21 protein-coding genes and 1 pseudogene are annotated in these 22,992 nt (G+C 50.0%); all 22 read right to left on the bottom strand.

Features of this window, described 5'->3' with window-relative positions:
* Nucleotides 1–80: 80 nt before the first annotated feature.
* The 22 genes and pseudogenes from AC3ITA_RS20720 to hisC all read right to left on the bottom strand — a co-directional run bounded on the left by AC3ITA_RS20720 (nt 81) and on the right by hisC (nt 22,982).
* Nucleotides 81–416, bottom strand: coding sequence for a ComEA family DNA-binding protein (locus AC3ITA_RS20720; RefSeq protein ID WP_095943941.1), 336 nt, complete (start codon nt 414–416; stop codon nt 81–83).
* Between the two features lie 112 nt (nt 417–528).
* Nucleotides 529–2,517 carry a polysaccharide biosynthesis protein gene (locus AC3ITA_RS20725; RefSeq protein ID WP_008049027.1) on the bottom strand — a complete coding sequence of 663 codons (1,989 nt, stop codon included), beginning with the start codon at nt 2,515–2,517 and terminating at the stop codon, nt 529–531.
* A 79-nt stretch (nt 2,518–2,596) separates the two neighbouring features.
* Nucleotides 2,597–3,613 carry an MraY family glycosyltransferase gene (locus tag AC3ITA_RS20730; protein WP_191628412.1) on the bottom strand — a complete coding sequence of 339 codons (1,017 nt, stop codon included), beginning with the start codon at nt 3,611–3,613 and terminating at the stop codon, nt 2,597–2,599.
* Complete coding sequence (locus AC3ITA_RS20735) at nt 3,613–4,596, bottom strand: UDP-glucose 4-epimerase family protein (protein WP_150673573.1); 984 nt, start codon at nt 4,594–4,596, stop codon at nt 3,613–3,615. Before AC3ITA_RS20735 ends, AC3ITA_RS20730 begins: the two co-directional genes overlap by 1 nt.
* Nucleotides 4,593–5,747 carry a glycosyltransferase family 4 protein gene (locus AC3ITA_RS20740; RefSeq protein ID WP_150673572.1) on the bottom strand — a complete coding sequence of 385 codons (1,155 nt, stop codon included), beginning with the start codon at nt 5,745–5,747 and terminating at the stop codon, nt 4,593–4,595. The genes AC3ITA_RS20735 and AC3ITA_RS20740 overlap by 4 nt, the downstream gene beginning before the upstream one ends.
* Before the next feature lie 144 nt (nt 5,748–5,891).
* Nucleotides 5,892–6,854, bottom strand: a complete 963-nt coding sequence (locus AC3ITA_RS20745; protein ID WP_150673571.1) for an NAD-dependent epimerase/dehydratase family protein — start codon at nt 6,852–6,854, stop codon at nt 5,892–5,894.
* Between the two features lie 14 nt (nt 6,855–6,868).
* Nucleotides 6,869–7,942, bottom strand: a complete 1,074-nt coding sequence (locus AC3ITA_RS20750) for an EpsG family protein (RefSeq protein ID WP_150673570.1) — start codon at nt 7,940–7,942, stop codon at nt 6,869–6,871.
* Between the two features lie 40 nt (nt 7,943–7,982).
* Nucleotides 7,983–8,891 (bottom strand): glycosyltransferase family 2 protein, encoded by a 909-nt coding sequence (locus AC3ITA_RS20755; protein ID WP_150673569.1) that lies wholly within the window; start codon nt 8,889–8,891, stop codon nt 7,983–7,985.
* A complete protein-coding gene (locus AC3ITA_RS20760) occupies nt 8,891–10,186 on the bottom strand; it encodes an O-antigen translocase (RefSeq protein WP_150673568.1) in 1,296 nt (431 codons plus the stop codon). Before AC3ITA_RS20760 ends, AC3ITA_RS20755 begins: the two co-directional genes overlap by 1 nt.
* Nucleotides 10,170–11,315 carry a dTDP-4-amino-4,6-dideoxygalactose transaminase gene (gene rffA, locus AC3ITA_RS20765; protein WP_150673567.1) on the bottom strand — a complete coding sequence of 382 codons (1,146 nt, stop codon included), beginning with the start codon at nt 11,313–11,315 and terminating at the stop codon, nt 10,170–10,172. Before rffA ends, AC3ITA_RS20760 begins: the two co-directional genes overlap by 17 nt.
* Nucleotides 11,312–11,872 (bottom strand): acyltransferase, encoded by a 561-nt coding sequence (locus tag AC3ITA_RS20770; protein ID WP_150673566.1) that lies wholly within the window; start codon nt 11,870–11,872, stop codon nt 11,312–11,314. The genes rffA and AC3ITA_RS20770 overlap by 4 nt, the downstream gene beginning before the upstream one ends.
* Nucleotides 11,873–11,911: 39 nt before the next feature.
* Nucleotides 11,912–12,790: a glucose-1-phosphate thymidylyltransferase RfbA gene (rfbA, locus tag AC3ITA_RS20775; RefSeq protein ID WP_150673565.1), complete on the bottom strand. Its 879-nt coding sequence runs from the start codon at nt 12,788–12,790 to the stop codon at nt 11,912–11,914.
* Between the two features lie 214 nt (nt 12,791–13,004).
* Nucleotides 13,005–14,066 (bottom strand): LPS O-antigen chain length determinant protein WzzB, encoded by a 1,062-nt coding sequence (locus AC3ITA_RS20780; RefSeq protein ID WP_489278310.1) that lies wholly within the window; start codon nt 14,064–14,066, stop codon nt 13,005–13,007.
* A 430-nt stretch (nt 14,067–14,496) separates the two neighbouring features.
* Nucleotides 14,497–14,628 (bottom strand): annotated as a pseudogene (locus AC3ITA_RS20785) (dTDP-4-dehydrorhamnose reductase); the annotation flags it as partial.
* On the bottom strand, nt 14,625–15,701 hold the full coding sequence (gene rfbB / locus AC3ITA_RS20790; protein WP_489278311.1) for a dTDP-glucose 4,6-dehydratase: 1,077 nt from the start codon (nt 15,699–15,701) through the stop codon (nt 14,625–14,627). The gene rfbB and the pseudogene AC3ITA_RS20785, both read right to left, overlap by 4 nt.
* Before the next feature lie 222 nt (nt 15,702–15,923).
* The gene (locus AC3ITA_RS20795) at nt 15,924–16,163 is read right to left on the bottom strand and encodes a LapA family protein (protein ID WP_414929020.1); all 240 of its coding nucleotides are present in this window, start codon (nt 16,161–16,163) and stop codon (nt 15,924–15,926) included.
* 27 nt (nt 16,164–16,190) lie between these two features.
* Nucleotides 16,191–16,487 carry an integration host factor subunit beta gene (gene ihfB, locus AC3ITA_RS20800; RefSeq protein WP_150673561.1) on the bottom strand — a complete coding sequence of 99 codons (297 nt, stop codon included), beginning with the start codon at nt 16,485–16,487 and terminating at the stop codon, nt 16,191–16,193.
* A 149-nt stretch (nt 16,488–16,636) separates the two neighbouring features.
* A complete protein-coding gene (locus tag AC3ITA_RS20805) occupies nt 16,637–16,921 on the bottom strand; it encodes a hypothetical protein (RefSeq protein ID WP_150673560.1) in 285 nt (94 codons plus the stop codon).
* Between the two features lie 214 nt (nt 16,922–17,135).
* Nucleotides 17,136–18,827: a 30S ribosomal protein S1 gene (gene rpsA / locus AC3ITA_RS20810; protein WP_007973639.1), complete on the bottom strand. Its 1,692-nt coding sequence runs from the start codon at nt 18,825–18,827 to the stop codon at nt 17,136–17,138.
* A 120-nt stretch (nt 18,828–18,947) separates the two neighbouring features.
* On the bottom strand, nt 18,948–19,637 hold the full coding sequence (cmk, locus tag AC3ITA_RS20815; RefSeq protein WP_095943965.1) for a (d)CMP kinase: 690 nt from the start codon (nt 19,635–19,637) through the stop codon (nt 18,948–18,950).
* Nucleotides 19,634–21,841 carry a bifunctional prephenate dehydrogenase/3-phosphoshikimate 1-carboxyvinyltransferase gene (locus AC3ITA_RS20820; protein WP_263597165.1) on the bottom strand — a complete coding sequence of 736 codons (2,208 nt, stop codon included), beginning with the start codon at nt 21,839–21,841 and terminating at the stop codon, nt 19,634–19,636. Before AC3ITA_RS20820 ends, cmk begins: the two co-directional genes overlap by 4 nt.
* A gap of 28 nt (nt 21,842–21,869) precedes the next feature.
* Nucleotides 21,870–22,982 carry a histidinol-phosphate transaminase gene (hisC, locus tag AC3ITA_RS20825; protein WP_150672657.1) on the bottom strand — a complete coding sequence of 371 codons (1,113 nt, stop codon included), beginning with the start codon at nt 22,980–22,982 and terminating at the stop codon, nt 21,870–21,872.
* Between the last annotated feature and the right edge of the window lie 10 nt (nt 22,983–22,992).

Consider the following 22,992-nt stretch of genomic DNA (forward strand, 5'->3'; position numbering starts at 1 on the left):
CTGGCTCCTGAGGGAATCGGGAGCACAGCATCCGGGATCAGCTAAGCGCTTTGAATGTGGGGTTCATGGAGCGTTTACGTTTAGTTCACCTCAAGCTTCTCGCGGTTTTTATCGAGAATGGCTTTGCCGATACCCTTGACCTCAAGCAGTTCGTCAATTGAAGCAAAGGGTCCATTATCCTCACGATACGCAACAATCGCTTTCGCCTTGGCTTCGCCCACACCGGACAGTTCGCGGTGCAGTGTTGCTGCATCCGCCGCATTGAGGTTGATTTTGCCGGACTGCTCTTTCTCTGAAGCTTCCATCACCACAGGAGGATTTCCAGCTTCCTGTTTGACCGCAGGTGCAGCTACGACGGCAATTGAAGTGCTGGTCAGCAGGGCAAAAACGAGAGAGTAGAAATAGCCAGTACGCATAAATGACGCTCCATGACATCGATTGAGAAAGCAGCTTTTCCGAAGCTGCCTTCAAAACTTAGGTGATGTCTGGAGCGTGTCAAAAATGTGTCCGTTACAGCATGTGAAACAATCAGGGTTCGAGGCGACGCTGCTGATAGATCCAGTCGACAATCTCGCCGTCGGGGGTATAGCCGCTGACGGTTTCGCGCAGGAGTTGGCGGACGCAGGAGTAGTCATCCTGCTCAACTGCGGCCAGCAATTCCGCCAGTTTGACTTTAAGAACCTCCCAGGAAAGGTAGTCCTCAGTGGCGGTCATGATCATTGGATGAGGCGTTGCGGCTACGTTGTCGCCGATCAACAACTCTTCATACAGTTTTTCACCAGGGCGAAGTCCGGTGAACTCAATCGAGATATCTCCATGGGGATTTCTCTCCGAGCGCACACTGAGACCGGACAAGTGGATCATTTTTTCCGCCAGCTCGACAATCTTTACCGGCTCGCCCATGTCCAGAACGAAAACGTCGCCTCCCTGCCCCATTGAGCCTGCTTGAATCACAAGCTGGGCCGCCTCGGGGATCGTCATGAAATAGCGAGTGATCTTCGGATGCGTAACCGTCAGTGGGCCACCGAGTTGAATCTGCTTGTGAAATAGCGGGATGACGGACCCTGAAGAGCCCAGGACGTTGCCGAATCGAACCATCGTAAAACGGGTTTTATTGACCCGCGAAACATTCGAGGCGTCCCCAAACAAAACAGGTGCCAACTCCTGACTCAATGCCTGGAGCGTCATCTCAGCCAAACGCTTGGTGCTACCCATGACGTTGGTAGGCCGTACTGCCTTGTCCGTTGAGATGAGTACAAAGTTGGCAACATTGGACTGCAATGCAGCCTGCGCGGTATTCAGCGTACCGATGACGTTGTTGAGTACACCTTCGGCGATGTTGTGCTCAACCATCGGGACATGCTTGTAAGCCGCGGCGTGGTAAACCGTATCGACACGCCACGTCTTCATCACGTCCAGCAGCTTTTCCTGATTACGGACAGACCCAAGGATCGGCAGCAACTTTACAGGCAAAGACTCGCGTGCAACCCGCTGCTCCAATTCGGACATAATGCTGTAAAGATTGAACTCACTATGCTCAAACAACAAAAGCGTAGTGGGTCGCAGCACCAGTATCTGGCGGCAAAGCTCAGATCCGATCGATCCACCTGCCCCCGTCACCAGCACGACCTGGCCCCTGATGCAATGCTCGAGCAGATCGCCTTGCGCAGGCACGGCATCGCGCCCGAGCAGGTCCGCAATATCCACTTCCTGAATGTCGTCAACTTTTACACGACCGCTCGCCAGATCCATAAAGCCGGGAACACTTCGGACATGCAGTGGAAAGCCTTCCAGGTACCCCAATATTTCACGACGCCGCCCGCGATTTGCCGACGGGATGGCCAAAAGGATTTCCTGAGCCCCGGTAACATCGATCATCTTCTCAATATGCTTGGGCTCGTAAACGTGCAATCCCGAAATGACCCTGTCAGCAATACTGGTATCGTCATCGATAAACGCGACAGGTCTCATCAATCGTCCCATGCGAAGCGCTGCTACCAGCTGGTTTCCCGCCGCTCCTGCTCCGTAGATTGCAACCTTTGGCAACCCCTTGTCTCTATTCGTGAATGGGACATGCTGAGCAGCAGTAAGCCAATCGCCAAGAAAATACTGGCGCATTGCTAGTCGCAACCCGCCGATCATCAACAAGCTGAGCCACCAATAGTTAAAAATGATCGAGCGGGGAATAACAGTCTGATGATTGCTATACCAATAAACCACGAGCCCGAGGATCAGCGACGAGAGACTAACCGCCTTCACGATTTCAATCAGTGCGTCGTTTCCGAAGTAGCGTAAAACCGCACGATACAATCCGAAGCGAATGAACAGCGGAATCGCGACAATCGGTGCACACACGAATAACCAGGTGTGCGCCTGCAGCGGATTTACGATCTCGTCAATACCCAAGCGAACGACGAATGCCAACCAAAGCGCAGCCCAGACCAGAAAAATATCGGTCGCAACTTGCATCAGCCTTTTTTGGCGCCGCGGAAGCTGCAGTAGCCATTGGCGAAGCATCTCAATATCCTTTTCAAATAAAGCAAACGACAAGCTTAAAGCTCAAGCGTGTTTATCTCAAACAACTTCAAGCGACACATCACACTTCGCGCTGACCAGCTTTGAATCGCAATGCCAGCAGAAGCAAGGGTGCATAAGCCACCAACAATCCGACGAAACCATCAAGCAGGCCTATCGCCACCAGCATGGCAATTGGTAACAGCCAAACCACATTTATGCCGGTTACCGAAAGCGTTACAGGTAAATGGCTGCCGTACTGTCGTGACGCGTACTGATAAGCGTGACTGCGATGCGCCTCGTAGACCTTATCGCCTCTAATCAGTCGAACGAAAAGCGTGCATGTCGCATCGACAATGAACGCGCCCAGGAGAATCAGCCACCCCCAGAACAAAGTGGGGTTTACCCACGCTGCTTGCAATGACAGAAAACCTAGTGTTATGCCCAGGAAACCGCTCCCGGCATCGCCCATGAAAATTCGCGCCGGAGGGAAATTCCAATACAAGAAACCGGCAACAGCCAGCGCGAGCGCCACCGGCCCCCACACAGAATCGGGATTTCCTGAGACGACGTACAGGACGGCTCCACCCAGGCAAACAAAAATGGCTTCCATACTCGCCAATCCATCGATCCCGTCCATAAAGTTGTACAGGTTCAATAACCAGACCAGATAGAAGCTTCCAAACAAATACGCCGCCCATCCTAGATCAATGGCCATACCGAACAGGTGAATCGCTGGCATTCCATTGAAAATCACCATTCCGATGATTGCCGACGAAAAATGGCCTAACAGTCTCCAACGCGCCGGGATATGACCGTGATCGTCGAGAAAACCAATGATCGCGACAAGTCCCCCGGGCACCAAGACAGCCAAGGCGACGGACCATTGAATCTGTTCAGCCACAGCAAGAAAAATCGCACTCAAAAGGAAGGAAACCACGATCGCGACCCCTCCTCCCCTGGGGGTGGGTAGCACGTGCGAGCTCCGCGCGTTTGGGACATCAATAAGGCTATTGGACAATGCATATCGACGTAGAACAGCAGTGCCTACCAGAGCGCCAACAAACGCCAAAGGTAAAATCCAATATAAGTTCGTCATCAGTGATGTTCCAAAAATTCTTTGGCTGTTTTGTCTAGAGCGTCTTCGACTGATACTGCTGGGTACCATCCAAGAAGATGCCGGGTCTTTTGTATGTCTACTTGCAGTGATCCACACAAACGCTGGGATAGTGATCGACGTCCCAAGGCAACAGCACAAAATGCCAACATCTTTGCAGGAACCGGAAGCAGCCGACTCTTGACCCCTAGCGCCTTAGCAGTACGTTGTAATAATTCAGTTGTAGATAAATCAATGCCATCACTGACCAAAAATGTTTGTCCCGCGGCTTTGGGGTGCTCAACGCAAACCATAATCAAACTGACGAGATTATCGAGTGAAACCAAACTTCGTTTGTTATGAATAGAACCAAATGGCAGCGGAATACCCTTGTGGAGCCAAGTCATCATATTTCTAAAATTAGCTTTTACACCAGGACCATAAACCAAGGTAGGCCGAATGATGACAACCTCCATACCCGTTTCTTTCGAAATAACACGCAATGCGTCTTCGGCTTCTTTTTTGGAAACACCATAGGCATCGGATGGGGCAGGCTTATCGTCAGCGGTGAACGGCTTACCGAAATCTGTCTGTTCCCCATTTACCTTTATGGAACTGATGAAAATAAAACGTTTAACTCCCGCTGCAGCAGCCTGCCGAGCAAGATTGATCGTGCCTTGAACATTAACCTTCCTGAACTCGGCTAACGCATCCTGCTCTACCTCCTTCATCACGTGAACACGTGCGGCAGCATGAACAACTACTGCAGCGTCCTTTACTCCAGCACTCCAATCAGTTGCAGAGGATATATCCGGAACCGAGAATATTGACGAAGAAAGTTTCTGGCCATCTTTTTTTGAACGCGCGACAGCCACTGGGAAATATCGCTCAACTTTATCCAGTGCACTCACCACCGCAGACCCGACAAAGCCGCTTGCCCCTGTAACTACGATACGTAGGGGGACCTGAACTGAATCAATAGTCAATTAAAAAACCTCTTATATTCGTTAATCAACAGTTCAGAGCAGGTACTCGCACTGAATTCAGTGATGGCCCGCACCTTCGCAGCCTCCCCCATCGCCTCCAATAAACGAGCATCACTCAATATCGAAACAATAGCTTGCTCAAGTGAAGCAGGATCCCTGACAGGAACCAAAATTCCCGTCTCACCATTTACTATCGCGTCAGACAAACCATAAATATCGGTACCTACCGTTGGGGTCCCCATGGCTGCAGCCTCAATGACAACGGTGCCGAAACCTTCGCGATAACTGGGTAGACATAGCAAGTCCGCCAAAGCCATATACTTTTCAGGCTCATTTGAATAACCGACAATTTTAAGGTTACGACTTAAGTCCTCCGTAGAGGCGCTAGCGACAATTTCTTCGGCATCGGCTTCAAATGGTCCTACCAGAATGAGAAATACACTTTTATCGGCACGTACAATCTCACGAAATGCCGACAAAAGTTCTATGATTCCTTTGTCCGGAGTAACTCTCCCGACAAACAATAGTATTTTGCTACCCTCTGGAATACCAAGACCATTTCGCAAATCGGCCAACGCCTCCACGCCATAACGAGAAGGATCAAACCGATCAAGATTTATGCCTGCCAACGATCCACTTCCTAGAACGGAAATTTTTTCAGCTTTTATTACACCGCTGGAAACAAGAAAATTCTTTTGGCTTATACTATCGGCATAACAGTGTGTATTCAGCAACCCTATAATTTTATCACAAAACTTCAGTATTAATTTTTTGGCTCCGCCCATCGTTACCCACGGCTGCCCGGTAAAGGTATGCAGACGAACTTCAGTACCCGATAGAAAGCCTGCAATTGCACAAAGCAACCCTGCTTTCGGTGTCGTAGAGTGAACCACGTTGAACTTTTTGTTTCTGAAAACCTTAATCAGTGATATCAAACTTAACAAATCCCTTACAGGATCTATCTTACGCTCAATATTTACTGGTATATAATTCGTACTTTCCGCTAGCTGACTGCTCATTTCATCGTAACTAGCAATAACAGTAACCGCAGCACCAGAAGCAGCCAATGCGTCAATCTGCGCTTTCAACTGTGTTAGAACAAAAAAAGGAACAGTTGAAACTCGAGCAATTTTTAAGTTTTTATCCTGCACTATGAATCCCCCTCTTAACACCTTGGCTCCCTCCATTACCCTGCGTCGAAACAATCAAACCAATAGCTGCACCTACAGGCTGCAAAGAAATACGAATGATAGTTTGGAGTACTTGGTCGTAAAACATAAAGAGAACTCCACTTATCAGACTATCGGCCGTTTTGTAAAAAGTTCACTGATAGCCTCTGGCACATTTTTTTCAGGAACAAAACCGAGGGTGTCACGAATCTTGGTGGTTGGGTAAGTTGTTTTAGACACTAATGCGTCAATACGTGCTGGAGTGACGGGTAGGCGCAAAAAACGATTGGCTACGGTAACCATCACGCGCAGCAGCGTTTCAGAAACGCTCCATTTCGGACGGGATACATGTTGTGCATCGGCCATTCCGTTTATCAGATCAGACAATGGACAGTCATTAGAAAGATTAAATACCTCACCTCTAGCCAATGGGTGGAATCCACAAAGCATCAAGGCAGAGGCAACGTCCTCAACATGGACATATGTAGCGACGGCATCTCTCCTGGCAGTTCCTATGTAAAAAAACAAGCCTTTCTGTACAATTTTACCAAGCTGACGAAGCGAATTGTTCGTCATGCTTGTACCAAATACGTTAGACGGCCTCAATATCGAGTAACTGAAGAACTCACTACTTCCACCTTTCATTACCAGTGAGTCGGCTATCGTCTTGGTTTCTTCGTAGGTTCCTTGAGGATTTTCTTTTGTTGTTTCACTTACGATACGGAGCGCACCTTGGGCAGGGCCATATGCTCCGACACTACTTAATTGAACAAAGTGGATGGGGTGTTCCGCAGATGCCTGACGATTAACAGCTGCAATCAAACGACCAGTGGCATCGACATGAAGTGATCGCATGGCCTTTTCATCGCGAATTTCACCCGCGCAATTGAAAACGACTTCACAACCGGATACCAAAGAGTCGTAATTCGTTTCAGGGTTCGTCAAATCAGCCAGCACAACCTCTACGTCGCTGAAACTGGTTTCAAAGGAGGTACGAGTTACAACCCTGACCTTATGGCCCGATGCACACAGGCGCGCGAGCAATTGGCTTCCAATAAAACCCTTAGCACCTGTCAGTAATACGAACATCTCACCTCCCCCCCTTACAAAAACACATTTTCGTTTCCAGTTTCTTTTGGTCGCTTTCCGGCTGCTAAACTGGCACATGCGAGGCGAATGATGTACCCGATCTCCAAGGGATAAAAAATCCAGGCATAAATGCCAAATCTGTCATTATAAGCCACATCAAACATCGCTATATGCAAACAAGAAAGAAACGCACAGATATAAAATATATACGTTTCATTTGTGCGGCCTCTCTCTAGCAGTTTAAGCACTATCAACAACACAATGGAAAACGATGAAAACGCCCAGAAATCCCATCTAAACCCTGTGAGATAATCAATATTATCGACATCAGTATAGTTTATTGACAAACCGTAACCTGACAACAACTCGAACAACATGGACACCAACAAAGAAAAAACCTTAAAGTAGGATGCCATGGACACCAACAGCCAAAAAATCACTACACTAAAAACACCAACCCCCATAATTTGCTTTCGAAATAGCACAAAAGGAAAGTAAACCAATGAGGACTTATGAAACAATGTTGCCAACAATGAAAACACTAGACCTCGACGCCAATAGCCCTTCACACAACAAACCAAAGAAAAGTTCACGAAGCACAGAGCAAAACCTTGCCGAATAATATTTGCCGTCAATGAAAAAAAGAATGGATAAAACAACAAGAACCCAAAAGCTGGGAGCACCCAACTGGAGCTACTACCAAACACAGCTTTCAGCAAAAAATAGTAGGACCATAAAAACATAAATGCTACAAAGAAGAAAAAACACTGATAGTTCAAACCAAGAAAACCAAAGAAACTGACTACTCCGATAAAGCCAGGCTCAAAAGTTTGAAATGGATTTTCGAGACCAGAATTATAATCATTATAAAAATTTATATAGACCTCAGTATCACCTTCCATATCAAATGGTCGATTAGATATATAATAGGACGCCAAAACAATCGCAAAAAAAACGATAAAAATTTCTATCGTGCGAAACAGATTGCTCGCCCTGTTATCAGGCACCAACGCCCTCACTGCAGTCAATAACAGTAAAAAAACACTTATCACATACAGTGGCGTGCCATACAACTCTAAACCAGCCATTTTCTCGCCTCGATCAGCCTCACATCGCACTGCTCTCTAGTCAACGAACTTTGCTCTCAGGGCCTACATGCTTTCTGACACTTACCGTATCCATAAATTTGTGTAGTCGGAAGTAGTAAAAATTACGCAACAGAAAAATCAACCCCTTGAATGTGCACTTGCGAGTAGATTTCGCCATCGCCAGGAATGTGACAATAAAATTTGAATATAGATCTTTTCTCAGTTCCGGTAACTGGTAAAAATATCGATACAAATCATCAAAATAAATCGTATACGATTTTATTTTCCCTTTAGTCGTCGACAAATAAGAACCTGCTGATGGATTGCACCGATATTTTACTAAAGGAGAATTTATGTAGGCTGCCTTGCCGTTAGGAAGTAAAGAATCGATAACGAAGAACCACTCCATAAATTCTCGCGTAATGACTGCCTTCCTGGAAGTTCGACGATAGGCGTAGGAACTGTGAACCGCAATCGCGCCCCAGCGAGCCATTTCCTGAAGCGAGATAAAAGAAACCAGGCTAGCGTCAGAATTTGGGTACTGAGTTTCAGAAGCGTAAGAACCGTCATCAGAAAAATAAATAGCTTTGTGGAACACGACATTTACATCCGCGTTCTCTTTGAAAATATTATACTGCTGCTGAAGCTTCCCCGGCAGCATGACATCATCACCATCGAAATGATAAACAACATCTCCTGACGCCATCTTGTGGACACCATGGTAATTCAAGGCGGCGCCAACGTTTTTCTCTCTCAACAGCAGCTTTATTCTACCTTCGTGCTTGCTTGAGTACTCACGAAGTATTTCCTGTGTTCGATCGGTTGAACAATCATCCGAGACAATAATTTCACAATCAAAATCTATATTCTGAGAAAGGATACTATCCAGACACTCCTCTATGTAATCCTGCTGATTATAACAAGATACAACTACACTCCCGGATAACATCAGGCATTTCTCCTTTTATAAATAACAAAACCGAAAACCGAAACAATAAAATAAATTACATTCATTATTAAGTTAGCGACAAAAGCGCCTTCGACGCCCTGCCCACTATTCAAAAAAAATAGACTTAAACTGCAAAACACCACGCCCTGAGTCAGTTCACTTAACAAATATATTTTGAGTGCCGCCCGTGCCACAACGACAAAGCTTATCACATATGTGATAACACGGAAAAAATCCGCCAGCAGTTGATACTTAATAAGACCTTCAAGCTCGGAAAACTCGGATGAAAGCAGTAATGGAATAACGTATTGACGAAGAGCGAAAAACACCGTTCCACCCAATACGAAAATCACCATGACGAGCTTCATAAATCTAAAAACCAGAGGTGTTATTTCCGACACTTTGGTCTTTTCTGAAACCATTGGCATAAAATAAACAGCGAGAAAAATTGTAAAAAAACCCATGTATGCACTGGATATCTTTATCGATGCCTGCCAAATACCTGCCGCTACAAATCCAACATGCTCAATAATTTGTTCACGAATAATAATTTCGACCAATGGAACACTGATTGCTCCAACTGTTGCCATCAATGTAAAAGACAATAATCTTTTAAAGCCTTGTTTCTCAAACTTGAAACCGATGGGCAACTTCAAGAAAATAGATTTACAGTAAAAATACAGTGCTGGTATCGAATAAAACGAGAAAAAAAGCACCATCGATATCGCTGCACCGACAAAATCAAACCTCTGAATCAAGATCCAGCTTACCGGAAGAACCAATATATTTCCGACTATTTGTATAACCGCAAATGTCTTGGTATCGCGAAGACCATTTGCGACTCCCGTCACTAGATTGGTAAAAGCAAACCCAAACTGAGAAACAGAAAGAAATACCACAATCCAATAATAATCAGGCGTCTTAAAGATATAGCTGGAGATAATCCTGGAAAAAGAACACCCCAACAAACACACAACAACACAAAAAGTTAAAGAGTACGCTTTGGAAACCGCAATCGTCTTCAGCAGTTCCTTAGGTTGTTTTTTGTACTGTGCGACATATTTAATAAGGCCGTTTACAATCCCTCCTCCTGCAAGCAGAGAAAGCATGGTAACAGCACTCATAAAATGCCCCAATTGCCCCATACCCTCTGCACCGAGGTACACAGCAACAAGCTTAATGAAGGCGAAACCTACTCCGATTTTCGAAATTTGGGCGAGAGTAGTTAAAGCGGCGCTGATTAGCGCACGCTTACTATCAGAGAAGTTTTTTGCAACTTTACTGGTCGGATGCATGAACCGCACCGATGACAACAGAAGCTACTCGATCTATGTCCTTCTTCTGCATGCCGTACCAAATTGGCAGACGAATCAGGCGCTCACTCTCAACTGTGGTGCAAACATCCTTGCCGTGAAAACGACCAAGTCGCAATCCCGCAGGCGCTGAGTGGAGTGGAATGTAATGGAAAACCGCACCGATCTCTTGATCTTTGAGTAGGCCCAATACTTTTGTTCGAACGTCGATATCCCGAACTTTTATATAAAACATATGGGCATTGCCGACACATCCATCAGGTGTCGTGGGAAGTTCGATAAGGCCAGCGTCGGAGAGTTCTTTTAATGCCAGATAATAACTTTCCCAGATTTGGCGCCTTGCACTATTTATCTCGTCAACTTTTTCGAGCTGACCGAATAGATAAGCAGCTTGCAGTTCTCCTGGAAGATAACTACTACCCACATCGACCCAGGTATATTTATCAATCATGCCACGGAAAAACAGGCTGCGATTAGTCCCTTTCTCACGAATGATTTCTGCCCGGACTATAAATTGTTCATCATTAATCAGCAGCAGCCCTCCCTCACCACCACTTGTATAGTTTTTTGTTTCATGAAAACTATAGGCCGCCATGTGGCCAATGGTACCTAATGCCTTGCCTTTATAGGTCGACATCATACCTTGAGCGGCATCTTCGATGACAAACAAGTTATGCTGCTTTGCGATGGACATAATTGTGTCCATTTCGCATGCAATCCCTGCGTAATGGACAGGCACAATAGCTTTGGTTTTGTCGGTAATTGCAGCCTCAATAAGCGTTTCATCAATATTCATAGTGTCAGGGCGAATATCAACAAATACAATTTTTGCACCGCGCAATACAAAAGCATTAGCTGTACTGACAAATGTATAACTAGGCATGATCACTTCATCGCCTGGCTGAATATCGACCAGCAACGCGGCCATTTCAAGTGCCTGAGTACACGACGGCGTTAACAATGCTTTTTTGCAGTGTAGTTTTTCTTCAAACCAACGTTGGCAGCGAAGGGTAAACTCCCCGTCACCAGACATCTTTCCGCTGCGCATTGCGGAAATGACGTATTGGTCTTCATTTCCGGTATAAGGTGGTTTATTAAATGGAATAGTCATTTTTGTTCATCCAGAAACTTTTGTTCGAGTGCCAGGAGATCTCGCTTACGCTCCTTCACTCGCTCAGCAGGGACACCAACGTAAATCCCCCATGGATCAGTGCTTTTCGTAACCAATGCCATAGCACCTATCGAGCAGCCTTCTTTAATAGTGACTCCAGGCATCACTATTGCCCCTGCACCAACTATTACGTGACGCTCGAGCTTAACCTTCTCGAATATTTCTCTTTTATACTTCTTTGGAACCAATGAGTTAGTAAGTGTGGCACCACTGTAATCGTCTGACTGCGAGAAAATTTTGACACCATAAGCCAGCGTACAGAAGTCGGAAAACTCGATACCTGGCTCTCCACCAGCAACGAGGCACATTGGTGTAATATGATTATACTTACCAAACACCACGCGTCCCGACACCACGCAAAAATCATCTATTCGCGTGTAGTCCCCAAGGTCAATCAACTCTGGATTATAGATAGCAGCCTTGTCACTGATTTTTACTTCTTTCCCTAGGGTTCTGAAACCTAGTTCACTCAACTGTATTGCGCTCAAGTACGCCATAGGCCACCCATGTAGAACTTAACTCAAACTCTAAACAAATTACTTCTCATCAATCTCGTCAACCAGACTCAACAGGTACTGTCCATAACTGTTTTTCTTCAATTCATTCCCAGTCCTTTGGAGTTCTGCAACGGTCAACCATCCGTTATTAAAGGCAATTTCCTCTAAACAGGCGACCTTGTAACCTTGGCGCTTTTCTATTGTTTCAACAAAATGCGAAGCCTCGAGCAAGCTTTCGTGGGTCCCCGTATCCAGCCACGCAAATCCTCGCCCCAGAAGTTCGACATGCAAACTTCCTCGTTCCAGATATGCCTGGTTTATACAAGTAATTTCCAACTCGCCGCGAGCAGAAGGCTTGACTTGCTTTGCAATTTCAATCACGTCATTGTCGTAGAAGTACAACCCGGTTACTGCGAAATTCGACTTGGGCTTGAGTGGCTTTTCTTCAATAGAGATCGCTTTACGACCTTCATCGAACTGAACAACACCAAATCGTTCCGGATCCTTCACTTGATAACCGAATACAGTGGCACCGCTTTTACGCTTCGTCGCCTCTTGGAGCATGGGCGTAAACCCCTGACCATAAAAAATATTATCGCCAAGCACCAAACACACCGAATCCTTGCCAATAAACTCTTCACCGATAAGAAATGCTTGTGCAAGACCATCGGGACTTGCCTGTACTGCATAGGTGAGGCTGACGCCGATCTGACTGCCATCAGCAAGCAAACGTTGAAATCCTGCCTGGTCTTCAGGTGTCGTGATAATCAGGACGTCACGGATCCCGGCGAGCATGAGTACAGAAAGCGGATAAAAAATCATCGGCTTGTCGTAAATCGGAAGCAGCTGCTTGGATACCCCTTTCGTCAGAGGATACAAACGGGTTCCCGAACCGCCAGCCAGAATGATGCCTTTCATACTCTTCCCTCGTGCCTGATCCTAGGCTTCTGATCAACATTGATACAAACAATCTACCGGCTAAACATAATCGTACACCTGTTTAGTGCTATTTTTCCGATAGACGAACATAAAGCCGTCCCACAAAACGACCAGCGCCGTTCAATAGGTCCGGCAAATTCAAACAACCATCACGATAAATAAAACCTATCAGAATGGACGAAATCACTGCGTGTTATACGCTCTTCTGCACAGCCACCTTATTGGCCACAAGAAAGTCCCGAACAAGCGCAACAACCAGCCCAAAACCAAGACCTGATAACATACCAGCCAGGATTACAAACAAAAATTTTGGCTTGACTGGTGCACCCGATTTTTCTACGAGTCCATCTATCCTGAAAGCTTTAGCTTCTCGATAGCTTTTTGAAAGTCGAGTATAAAAATTGTACTTCGTTTCTATCTCTCGCAATTTGCCGATAAATGGATCGTCAGACTTCCTTGCTTTCAAATTTTCTATTTCAGCCGTCAGTGCTTTCGTGCCGCGCATATAGGTAAGATCACCTTCCATGTTGCCTAAAATACCCATCGAGGTTTTCGAGTCGCTGCCAATGGCAGGTGGCTTTTCAAGACCAATCGCTTGGGCAACCACCAGGGCCTCACGAAGTTTAATCAAGCTATCTTCTCTTGTCTTGTCTCCAACTTCTCGCAGCGAGACCATTTCCTGAAGAAGATTCTGAGACTCAATATCATATTCACTGGAGATATTTTTATTAATCTCTTGTATCGTTAATTGTTGCGCACGCTCCAACAGTTGCTCAATCCACTTGGCGCCCATTTCCGGATCCTTATTCAGGATAACAACGGAGTATCGGTCCAGCGCATCTTTACCAACTATCGAGATAACAAGATTTTTCGAAAGCTTCTCGTATAACTTCCCCTTGGGATCCTCACTCTTACCCTGTGCGGCTAAATATGTATTTTTGAAAAACTCACGGCGAAGGGACTCACTTTGCAAATTTTTCAAAAAAACCGAATAAACTTCTTTTACAGTAAATTGGGGCAACTTGGTCTGTTCAATGCGACCGTAGTTTAAGTTCTCAATATCATTTTGGGTCGGCGGGATTACAAATGCCTTCGCTTCGTATAAAGGCTCTGCGAGAAATGCATAGGTAGCGGCTACAAATGTTCCCAGCAAAGCCGCGCACAAAATCACAATCCTTTGTCGCCAAAGCGTATAAGCGAGCGCGTGCAAATCAAGACCATCATTGACTACAGAATTACTTGAACCAACCTGCATATCCTAAAACCCTTGAAATAATAAAAACCATAGCCCCAACCATGTAAAACACCTTCAATTCCTCTCCGCACGCGCCCCACTGACTCAAATCAGTGTCCTTCAATAAGCTTAGTCACACATCGAGGTGAAAATATTTTATTTAAGCATGGAAAAAACTTTAAAAATCATGATAGCTAGAGTAAAAAATACTACCCATTGAAACTACAGTCCTGTATTTGTATTTATCAGCCGCTTATAAGCTCCCCAAGCTTTCCGGCCTATGCCCGATTGCCAGTTTAGCAAGTACATAGCGGATACCCGGCAATTCTTTCCGAGTCTGAATTTTGCTGAATAGCCAATGCGGTGACATCGGCGATCGGATCCGCACCTGTCGCAACCCTGTCTGATCAGCAATGACGCTTAAAGTTTCAAGCTCTTTGGAAGGACGTAGCAGATCAGACAAGTCTCCGAAGAGACGATCAACCTTCTGAGGATCCAGCGCGACCAGCTCGCCCAATGGCGCGAGTGATCGCTGTAGCTCCCGGCCGACCTGACCGTTTTTCCCGAGCTGGAGGATTCTCATACCGTACTCGAACGACCCGCGTAATTCTGGTCGATCCACTGCTGGTAGCTACCGCTCTTCACATGCTCCACCCAATCAGTGTTGTTCAGATACCACTCAACCGTCTTGCGGATGCCCGTTTCGAATGTTTCTTCCGGCACCCACCCAAGCTCACGCTGAATTTTGCTGGCATCAATTGCATAACGCTGGTCGTGACCAGGACGATCCTGAACATAAGTGATCAGGCTAGCGTGGGGACGGTGAGCAGAGTTTGGACGCAGTTCATCGAGCAACGCGCACAGCGTATGGACGACTTCGATATTCTGCTTTTCGTTATGACCACCAATGTTGTAAGTCTCACCGATGACGCCTTCGGTTACAACTTTGTAGAGTGCACGGGCGTGGTCTTCGACATAGAGCCAGTCACGAACCTGATTGCCTTTGCCATAGACAGGCAGGGGCTTGCCTTCCAGAGCATTGAGAATGATCAGCGGGATCAATTTTTCAGGAAAATGGCAAGGGCCGTAATTGTTCGAGCAGTTGGTGATCAGGGTTGGCAGACCGTAAGTACGACTCCAGGCGCTGACCAAGTGATCGGAACTGGCCTTGCTGGCCGAGTAAGGCGAGCTTGGCTGATAGGCTGTAGTTTCAGTGAATAAGTCTTCCGGACCTTCCAGGTCTCCGTAAACTTCATCAGTCGAAATGTGGTGAAACCGAAAACTGGCTTTGCGTGTATCGTCCAGCGCCATCCAATATTGACGCGTGGCTTCCAGCAAGGTGTAGGTGCCGATGATATTGGTCTGGATAAAATCGGAGGGCGCCGAGATCGAGCGGTCAACGTGCGACTCTGCAGCCAAATGCATGATAGCGTCGGGTTGAGACTCAAGCAGTACACGATCGATCTGGTCACGGTCGCAGATATCAACGCGCTCGAATACGTAGCGCGAGCTCTGACTGGCTTTCGCTAAAGACTCGAGATTACCGGCATAGGTAAGTTTATCGACGTTAACAACAGAATCGGCGGTATTCGAAATGATATGACGAATGACTGCCGAGCCAATAAATCCGGCTCCGCCGGTTACGAGAATTTTCACGCGAAACCATACCTTGAGTTGCTGAAGGGGCTGCACATCAGCGCTGCCAAATCCATGTATAAAAAGCCATCAAACATGCGGCTTCTGTCAGAGCTAGTCTAAATCGGTGTGGAGATAGACCACTCTCGAACAGCGCTACATTTTACAGCTTAATGACCGATTTACTAACGGATGTAGAGAAGCGATGGCGCGAGCTCTCTGAGCACTTCTTACTTGATGTTACTAGACAAGCCGTTTGCGTAAAATCCTGGACGATCGTCCTAGAATCCAGCCAAGCAGCGGTCCGACGACCATCCCTGCCAGCAACGCCAGAACTATTACCAAAGATACTGGCAGTTGCGGGCCAGCCCATCCGAGAAAAAACAAGGTGACCGATTGCTGATTCTCCAGCACGAACGCCAGGATCATCAGCACCAGAAAAAGGACTAACACACCAAGCAGCACTCGCATGAGATTACGCATGAAGGGCTCCTTGATCGGCAGTGACTGTCAAAGCACATCCTCCTCTTCTTCATTCACCCGGTCACGCAGCTCTTTACCTGGCTTGAAGTGAGGAACGAATTTGCCGTCGAGACTGACAGACTGGCCGGTTTTCGGATTGCGCCCTACCCGTGGTGCGCGATAGTGCAGAGAGAAGCTGCCAAACCCCCGGATCTCAATGCGATCCCCGGTAGCCAGACATTGGGACATTTGCTCAAGCATGGTCTTGATGGCCAACTCCACATCCTTGGATGAGAGCAGCCCTTGATGGGTGACAATTCGTTCGATCAACTCCGACTTCGTCATATTTTTCCCTTCTTTTTCAAGCAGCTAGATCAGCGCTCCAAAGGTTTTAGCATGCCTGCACGATTTTGAACAGCCTGAGTTTCGCCATCCATCCCAGCCCACCAAAATGCTGGATTCCTCGAACGGGAAGACTCTGGGCGATCACCCTGTCATCGGCAAATCACCAGCATAGTGCGCGTCAGGAAACCCGCCGGGTTGAACCCCAAAAGCCCCCCTTCCTCCTCCTCTTCCTTGAGATCATCAGACCTTGTCACAACCTGGTAGCCCGCCCCTTTGCATTCCCTGGCCGCACGCTTGTAACACTTCTCCCATTTCGAACCGAGCCCCGAGCAATCGACCTCAACACCGCTAACCCCACGCACTGCGTGAGTTTTGGCATTAGTGGTACAACCTGCTAATGCCAGCACCGCTACTGCGACAATGAGCTTGTTCATTCACGTCCTTTTGCCAGAAAGCCTATCGGGCGATCATTAGCCTCAGGCTAAAGACTAGCTGCAAATAAGCGATTGATCCGACTAAACATTCAGACCCTCTTTCGGCGTTTTTGGTTCACGACCCAAGCAACCGCATGCATCCGCACCCGATTCACCAAACGCCGGACACAAAAAAGGGCGACCGAAGTCGCCCTTTTTTACAGAAAATCAGAACTTAGTTCTGTTTTTCCATTTGTGCACGCAGCAGGTCACCCAGAGTGGTGGCCACAGGAGCATCAGTAGCTACTGGCTTGTCGCGCAGGCTCTGGATTGCTTCTTTCTCGTCTTCAACGTCTTTCGACTTGATCGAGAGCTGAATTACACGGCTCTTGCGGTCAACGCTGATGATCTTGGCTTCTACTTCTTCGCCTTCTTTCAGAACGTTGCGCGCGTCTTCAACGCGGTCACGGCTGATTTCGGAGGCTTTCAGAGTCGCTTCGATATCGTCGGCCAGAGTGATGATGGCGCCTTTAGCGTCAACTTCCTTCACGATGCCTTTAACGATGGCGCCTTTGTCGTTCTCTTGAACGTACTCGGAGAACGGATCGCTTTCCAGTTGCTTGATACCCAGGGAGATGCGCTCGCGCTCTGGGTCAACAGACAGGATAACGGTGTCCAGCTCGTCGCCCTTCTTGAAGCGGCGAACGGCTTCTTCGCCCACTTCGTTCCAGGAGATGTCGGACAGGTGAACCAGACCGTCGATGCCGCCGTCCAGACCAATGAAGATACCGAAATCGGTGATCGACTTGATGGTGCCGGAGATTTTATCGCCCTTGTTGAACTGGCCAGAGAAATCTTCCCATGGGTTGGATTTGCACTGCTTGATGCCCAGGGAGATACGACGACGCTCTTCGTCGATGTCCAGAACCATAACTTCCACTTCGTCGCCGACTTGTACGACTTTCGAAGGGTGGATGTTCTTGTTGGTCCAGTCCATTTCGGAAACGTGTACCAGACCTTCAACGCCTTCTTCCAGCTCAGCGAAGCAGCCGTAGTCGGTCAGGTTGGTTACACGCGCGGTAACGCGAGTGCTTTCCGGGTAACGGGCTTTGATAGCAACCCATGGATCTTCGCCCAGTTGCTTCAGGCCCAGGGAAACACGATTGCGCTCGCGATCGTACTTCAGAACCTTGACATCGATCTCGTCGCCAACGTTGACGATTTCGGAAGGATGCTTGATACGCTTCCAAGCCATGTCGGTAATGTGCAGCAGGCCATCGACGCCACCCAGATCGACGAATGCGCCGTAATCGGTGAGGTTCTTGACGATACCTTTGACTTGTTGGCCTTCCTGCAGGGATTCCAGCAGAGCTTCGCGCTCGGCGGAGTTCTCGGCTTCCAGGACGCTGCGACGGGAAACGACAACGTTGTTGCGCTTCTGGTCCAGCTTGATGACCTTGAATTCCAGCTCTTTGCCTTCCAGGTGCGTGGTGTCGCGCACTGGACGGACGTCAACCAGAGAACCTGGCAGGAACGCACGGATGCCGTTAACGTCGACAGTGAAGCCGCCTTTAACCTTACCGTTGATAACGCCCTTGACCACTTCTTCGGCTGCGAAGGCTGCTTCCAGAACAATCCAGCATTCAGCGCGCTTGGCTTTTTCACGGGACAGCTTGGTTTCACCAAAGCCGTCTTCAACCGAGTCCAGAGCAACGTGAACTTCGTCACCGACGTTGATGTTCAGTTCGCCAGCGTCGTTGTAGAACTGCTCAAGCGGGATGAGTGCTTCAGACTTCAGGCCAGCGTGAACGGTTACCCAGCGAGCCTGGTAATCGATATCAACGATAACACCGGTGATGATGGAGCCTGCCTGAAGGTTCAGGGTTTTTAGGCTTTCTTCAAAGAGTTCCGCAAAGCTTTCGCTCATTTTAATTCCTGTTGATGAGGGCGAAGAATACGCCCATCTCCACACCCCAGACGGTGTGGGTTAGTTTCATTTAAAAGAAGCCACCGCAGGACTATGACTGGTCCCCTGCGGCCTTCTTGGTCACCCGGCGATATCGCGAATGGCGATCTCGCTCATGATGCGTTCCAGCACCTGATCGATGGATAATTCCGTGGAATCCAGCTGTATGGCGTCAGCCGCCGGTTTGAGCGGGGCTACCGCTCGCTGGGTGTCACGCTCATCGCGCGCACGTATCTCATCTAGCAGACTCGACAGACTAACACCCTCGACTTTGCCCTTCAACTGCAAATATCGACGGCGTGCCCGTTCCTCGGCGCTGGCGGTCAGAAAAATCTTCAGCGGCGCGTCAGGAAAAACCACCGTGCCCATGTCGCGACCATCCGCCACAAGACCCGGCGCTTCCTGAAAAGCCCGCTGGCGCTGCAGCAGCGCCTCGCGTACAGCGGGCAGCGCAGCCACCTGGGAAGCACCGGAACCGACGCTTTCGGTGCGAATGACATCGCTGACTTCATCACCTTCCAGAATGATGCGTTGCAACTGCCCCTCCGTCGCCGCGATGAACTGCACATCCAGATGAGCGGCGAGTTTCTTCAGCAGCTCCTCATTGGTCAGGTCGACACCGTGGTTATGCGCAGCGAAGGCCAGCAATCGGTACAACGCACCGGAGTCCAGCAGGTTCCAGCCCAGGCGTTTGGCCAGGATCCCGGCTACCGTGCCCTTGCCCGAACCGCTTGGTCCATCGATGGTGATGACCGGTGCAATGTTGATCACGACTGCGCCTCTTGTGCCACGCGAATACCGACCTGTGCGCACAGCGCCAGGAAATTCGGGAACGACGTCGCGACGTTGGCGCAATCATGAATGCGAATCGGTGCACTGGCGCGCAGCGAAGCAACGCTGAACGCCATGGCGATACGGTGATCACCATGACCGTGCACTTCACCGCCGCCGATCTGGCCGCCATCGATGATGATGCCATCCGGGGTCGGCTCGCACTTGACGCCCAGCGCCAGCAAACCATCCGCCATGACCTGGATGCGATCCGACTCCTTGACCCGCAGCTCTTCAGCGCCACGCAACACGGTGCGCCCTTCGGCACAGGCGGCGGCGACGAACAGCACCGGGAACTCGTCGATCGCCAGCGGAACCAGCGTCTCGGGAATCTCGATACCCTTGAGTTTAGCTGCACGTACGCGCAAGTCAGCTACCGGTTCGCCACCTACTTCACGCTGGTTTTCCAGGGTGATATCGGCGCCCATCAGGCGCAGGATGTCGATCACACCGGTACGGGTCGGGTTGATGCCCACGTGCTCCAGCACCAGCTCCGAACCTTCGGCGATCGATGCCGCCACCAGGAAGAACGCCGAGGACGAAATATCACCCGGGACCTCAATGTGGGTCGCGGTCAGCTTGTTGCCGGACTCGACCGATGCGGTCGCACCGTTGACCGTCACCGGGTAGCCGAAGCCACGGAGCATGCGCTCGGTATGGTCGCGGGTCGGAGCAGGCTCGGTAACCGTGGTCTTGCCTTCGGCATACAGACCGGCCAACAGCAGGCAGGACTTAACCTGGGCACTGGCCATCGGCATGGTGTAAGTCAGGCCCTTGAGCTTGTGGCCACCACGAATGGTCATCGGCGGGCGACCTTCAGCGGCGGTTTCGATCACCGCGCCCATTTCACGCAGCGGATTGGCCACGCGATTCATCGGGCGCTTGGACAGCGAAGCGTCGCCGGTCAGGGTGCTGTCGAAGCTCTGCGCAGCCAGCAGGCCGGACAGCAGACGCATCGAAGTACCGGAGTTGCCCAGGTAGATCGGGCCCGGTGCAGGCTTCAGGCCATGCAGGCCAACGCCGTGAATGGTCACGCGACCGTGGTGCGGTCCTTCGATGACCACGCCCATGTCACGGAACGCCTGCAAGGTCGCCAGGGCATCTTCGCCCTCCAGGAAACCTTCGACTTCGGTGACACCTTCAGCCAGGGAGCCAAGCATGATCGAACGGTGGGAAATCGATTTGTCACCCGGTACGCGAATCCGACCGGACAGGCGGCCACCAGGTTGAGCCAGGAAAATCAGATCGTTGGAATTCATAGCGTCCACATAGGCCCTGCGGGCCAGGATTTTACTGAAATGCTCGCGGGCAACCCGGGCGCGAGTGAAAACGCCCAACAATTGGTGCCCATCCCCTGCATCGACCGCGTCGCGCAAGGCGTCGAGATCGCTGCGAAATGTATCGAGTGTGCGCAGGACAGCTTCGCGGTTGGCGAGGAAGATGTCGTGCCACATGACCGGGTCGCTTCCGGCGATTCTCGTGAAATCGCGGAAACCGCCCGCAGCGTAACGGAAGATCTCAAGATTTTCATTGCGCTTGGCCAACGAATCGACCAAGCCGAATGCCAGCAAGTGCGGCAGATGACTGGTCGCGGCCAGTACTTCGTCGTGACGCTCGACCTGCATGTGTTCGACATCGGCGCCCAATTCGCGCCACAAACGGTCGACTACCGCCAGTGCTACCGGATCGGTCTGATCCAGCGGCGTCAGGATCACTTTGTGGCGACGGAACAGCTCGGCGTTGGAGGCTTCCACCCCGCTTTGCTCGGAACCGGCAATCGGGTGCCCCGGCACAAAGCACGACGGCATACTGCCGAATGCTTCGGTGGCCGCACGCACCACATTGCCCTTGGCGCTGCCGACATCGGTCAGGATCGCTTGCCCCAGATCCATGCCCGCCAGACGCGCGAGCACTTTCTCCATGGCCAGGATCGGCACCGCCAACTGAATGACGTCGGCGCCCTGACAGGCAACACCCAGGTCTTCCTCGCAGCGATCCACCACACCCAACTCGACCGCGAGTTTGCGCGATTGTGGATCGAGATCCACCCCGACCACCTCGCGGCACAGACCGCTTTCACGCAACCCCTTGGCAAACGAACCGCCGATCAACCCGAGACCGACCACCACCAGGCGACCGATCATAGGCTCAGCAGATTGCAACGCAGTGACATCAACCACGAGCCAGAACCTTGGTCAGCGCCTCAAGGAAGCGACTGTTCTCTGCCGGCAGGCCAATGGTGATGCGCAAGTGGTTCGGCATGCCGTAATTGGCCACCGGACGCACGATCACGCCTTCACGCAGCAAGCCCTGGAACACCGGGGCCGCGACTTGACCGAGATCGACGCAAATGAAATTGCCCTTGGATGGAATCCAGCTCAGCCCCAGCTCACGGAAACCGGCTTCCAGTTGCCGCATGCCGGACTCGTTCAACTGACGGCTTTGCGCCAGATACTCTTCATCCTTCAACGCTGCACAGGCCGCGGCCAGGGCCAGGCTGTTGACATTGAACGGCTGGCGCACACGGTTCAGCACGTCCGCGACTACCGTCGTGGACAAGCCATAACCCACGCGCAGCGCCGCCAAACCATAGGCCTTGGAGAACGTGCGGGAAACCAGCAGGTTTGGATAAGCCGCGAGGAAGTCCAGACCATCCGGCAGATCGCTGCCTTCGGCGTACTCGATGTAAGCCTCGTCCAGCACCACCAGTACATGCTCCGGAACATCCTGCAGGAATTCGTCCAGCGCCTCGGCGTCGAACCAGGTCCCGGTCGGGTTGTTCGGGTTGGCGATGAACACCACTCGGGTGTTGGCATCGATCGCCGCCAGCATGGCAGGCAGGTCATGCCCCCAATCCTTGGCTGGAACCACCTTGGCCTGTGCGCCGACCGCCTGGGTGGCAATCGGGTAGACAGCGAACGCATGCTCGCTGAACACGGCATTCAAGCCCGGCGCCAGGTAGGCGCGCGCCACCAGCTCAAGAATGTCATTGGAGCCGTTACCCAACGTCACCTGATTCAGCTCGACGCGGCACTGCTCGGCCAACAGACTCTTGAGCGCAAAACCATTGCCGTCCGGATAACGGGTCAGCTCGACCAGCGCATCGCGGATCGCCGCCAGTGCCTTGGGGCCAGCACCCAGCGGGTTTTCGTTGCTCGCCAGTTTGACGATGCTGGCTGGATCGAGATCCAGCTCACGCGCCAGTTCGTCCACGGGTTTGCCCGGAACGTAAGGCGAAAGTTGTTGCACGCCCGGCTGTGCCAGAGCGAGGAAATTGCCACTCATTTGCTACCGC

It is taken from the genome of Pseudomonas sp. GL_090 (assembly GCF_057837765.1).

Excerpts from the sequence above, each read along its gene's own strand:
- AC3ITA_RS20820 (WP_263597165.1), bottom strand. The coding sequence starts at position 21,841 with ATGATCGGTCGCCTGGTGGTGGTCGGTCTCGGGTTGATCGGCGGTTCG.
- AC3ITA_RS20780 (WP_489278310.1), bottom strand. The coding sequence starts at position 14,066 with ATGCAGGTTGGTTCAAGTAATTCTGTAGTCAATGATGGTCTTGATTTG.
- rpsA (WP_007973639.1), bottom strand. The coding sequence starts at position 18,827 with ATGAGCGAAAGCTTTGCGGAACTCTTTGAAGAAAGCCTAAAAACCCTG.
- AC3ITA_RS20745 (WP_150673571.1), bottom strand. The coding sequence starts at position 6,854 with ATGTTCGTATTACTGACAGGTGCTAAGGGTTTTATTGGAAGCCAATTG.
- rffA (WP_150673567.1), bottom strand. The coding sequence starts at position 11,315 with ATGACTATTCCATTTAATAAACCACCTTATACCGGAAATGAAGACCAA.
- hisC (WP_150672657.1), bottom strand. The coding sequence starts at position 22,982 with ATGAGTGGCAATTTCCTCGCTCTGGCACAGCCGGGCGTGCAACAACTT.
- AC3ITA_RS20770 (WP_150673566.1), bottom strand. The coding sequence starts at position 11,872 with ATGGCGTACTTGAGCGCAATACAGTTGAGTGAACTAGGTTTCAGAACC.
- AC3ITA_RS20725 (WP_008049027.1), bottom strand. The coding sequence starts at position 2,517 with ATGCTTCGCCAATGGCTACTGCAGCTTCCGCGGCGCCAAAAAAGGCTG.
- AC3ITA_RS20760 (WP_150673568.1), bottom strand. The coding sequence starts at position 10,186 with ATGCATCCGACCAGTAAAGTTGCAAAAAACTTCTCTGATAGTAAGCGT.
- AC3ITA_RS20805 (WP_150673560.1), bottom strand. The coding sequence starts at position 16,921 with ATGAACAAGCTCATTGTCGCAGTAGCGGTGCTGGCATTAGCAGGTTGT.
- AC3ITA_RS20720 (WP_095943941.1), bottom strand. The coding sequence starts at position 416 with ATGCGTACTGGCTATTTCTACTCTCTCGTTTTTGCCCTGCTGACCAGC.
- AC3ITA_RS20730 (WP_191628412.1), bottom strand. The coding sequence starts at position 3,613 with ATGACGAACTTATATTGGATTTTACCTTTGGCGTTTGTTGGCGCTCTG.
- AC3ITA_RS20795 (WP_414929020.1), bottom strand. The coding sequence starts at position 16,163 with ATGCGTAATCTCATGCGAGTGCTGCTTGGTGTGTTAGTCCTTTTTCTG.
- AC3ITA_RS20750 (WP_150673570.1), bottom strand. The coding sequence starts at position 7,942 with ATGGCTGGTTTAGAGTTGTATGGCACGCCACTGTATGTGATAAGTGTT.
- ihfB (WP_150673561.1), bottom strand. The coding sequence starts at position 16,487 with ATGACGAAGTCGGAGTTGATCGAACGAATTGTCACCCATCAAGGGCTG.
- rfbA (WP_150673565.1), bottom strand. The coding sequence starts at position 12,790 with ATGAAAGGCATCATTCTGGCTGGCGGTTCGGGAACCCGTTTGTATCCT.
- AC3ITA_RS20755 (WP_150673569.1), bottom strand. The coding sequence starts at position 8,891 with ATGTTATCCGGGAGTGTAGTTGTATCTTGTTATAATCAGCAGGATTAC.